Annotated in this window: 2 protein-coding genes and 1 pseudogene; all 3 read right to left on the bottom strand. The window is 45.9% G+C overall.

Annotated features, from left to right (window positions below; genetic code table 11):
* Positions 1-643, bottom strand: a pseudogene (locus tag C6H66_RS24840) (hemagglutinin repeat-containing protein); the annotation flags it as partial.
* Between the two features lie 187 nt (positions 644-830).
* Entirely contained in the window at positions 831-1211 is a 381-nt protein-coding gene (locus C6H66_RS24835) for a DUF6911 family protein (protein WP_105397046.1), read from the bottom strand.
* Between the two features lie 2 nt (positions 1212-1213).
* Positions 1214-1885, bottom strand: a 672-nt coding sequence (locus tag C6H66_RS24830) for a cytidine deaminase-like fold-containing protein (protein ID WP_105397045.1), incomplete at its 5' end; no start/stop codon positions are given.

Genomic DNA, 1885 nt, shown 5'->3' with positions numbered 1-1885 from the left:
GGTGGTGCTTGGCGTGGCCTTCCCGGTTAGCGCCGCCCAGGGTATTGGCCGCCATATTACTGAGTAACATGCCGCCTACTGAGCCGCCAGTGCTGATACTCACGCTATGGTGTTCGGTTTTAAAATCCGCTTTGTTTTTGATATCGCCAAAGCCGAGAGTGCCGGTATCGAGGGTGTTTTTGTCTTTGTCTGCGGTACTGGCAATGACCGCGCCGTCAAGCTGGGTGTGTTCACCCACTTTCACTTGATAGCCGCCTTTACCGGCAAACAGTCCGGTCTGCTCTTGTACGGAGTCAAAGTTGCTGTGGATTTTGTCGCGGCTGGCGCTGAGGTTCAATGAGCCTCCTGAACCCGGACCGACATTGGCACTGATGCCGGCACTGACGTTCTGCTGCTTCATATCGTAGCGGTTGCTGTCCTGTTCGCTGCTGAGCGTCAGGCGGCGTTTGACGTCGGCGGTAATCTGTTCTCCACTGACCTGAGCGCCTTTGAGCGTCGCATCCCGACCGGCGTTGAGGGTGACGGTTTGCCCCGCATCCAGCGTAGTTTCATTATGGCTGACGCCGTTGCCGCTTTCACGGCCTTTGCCGTAGTTGACACTGGCGGAGAGGTTGATACCCGTGCCCCCCGGTCCGGCAGTGACGGATCTGTGCAGGGACAGCTAGTAGTGGCTATTTCTACTGTTACCAAACTGACAAGCTGAGTGGGGGGCTGGTAGACGTCATGGAAAGGTTGGTTTAAGTTGTAGGAATTGTTTGAAGGCTATCGCCTTCAGTCTCTTAATCAGGAGATTTGACTAAGAGACTGGGTATAAGATTGATGGCTATTTTTTAATCAAGAAGCTCCGGCGAGACATTACCTGTCTCAAAAAACTCTTTAAATACTTTCACTACAAAATCGAAATCTTTTGTGAGTTGGCGTGCTGGCCAATAGTCTCCTAAGATATCAATTTGTTGATCAAGTTCTTTAGGGTTCCAGTAAGAACGGACATTGTATTCATCTTCTAATATTTCACCTAATGTAAGTAAATAATACCCATCTTCCGTTCTTACCTGTAGCATTTCAGCACCAGTTATATTGTCGGTGACATCTAATGTTACGGTTCCTGATTGGTCTTTTAAATCTAGTATGATTTGTTTAATATGCGACCATGTGGGAGATTTATAATTATCTCCTTTTCCATTCAAGGTCCAGCTGATAGAAAAATTCATTCTTAATTTTTTTCCTTAATCGATTTCATTCCAGGGGCCCAATATAATGTTTTTCCTGTATTTTCTTCATATATTGTAAGTGACTTTAGTCCTGCTTTGTCAGCCATTGCTGCAATGTCACCACGGCAATAACCACAGACAGGTTCTTTTGATACTCTCAATATCATCTCTCGACCAATAGTTATCCCGTCTTCATAAGCTTGTTGGATAGTTCCAACTTCTGCATGTGCTGATGCCATATTTCCATTAGGAAGATTCTTACCGGGATATTTTTCTATTTTGGCTTGTATCCGACCATTAATCAGAGTAGGCCTACTTTTATCCCCAAGATAATAATCAGGTCTATTCCCCTGATTGGTATCAGTAAATTTTTTCCCGGTTTCTTTATCAGTTAACTCTGCTGTGACCTTAGGAATGGAGGTATGAGTTTTTTTATCCAAAACCCTACTGCTTTCCTGAATTGTGAGTTTATCTGGTGAGACGATTCCTTCTGTCGGCTTGGTTATGGCTTTATTACCGGCAACACCTCCAAATATAGCCAGTGAACCCAGACTCATATTTGCTACGCCACTACCATATTTGCCGTCAATAACCTGCCCAATACCCGTACCAGCCTGATATGAACCTCCGGCAACAATGCTTCCCCGAATAAGTGTTCCTGGCGTGCCGGGTAA

Origin of the sequence: Photorhabdus hindustanensis, from assembly GCF_002968995.1 — a bacterium.
GTDB classification, from domain to species: Bacteria; Pseudomonadota; Gammaproteobacteria; order Enterobacterales; family Enterobacteriaceae; genus Photorhabdus; species Photorhabdus akhurstii.
This window is presented reverse-complemented; position numbering and strand designations above follow the sequence as displayed.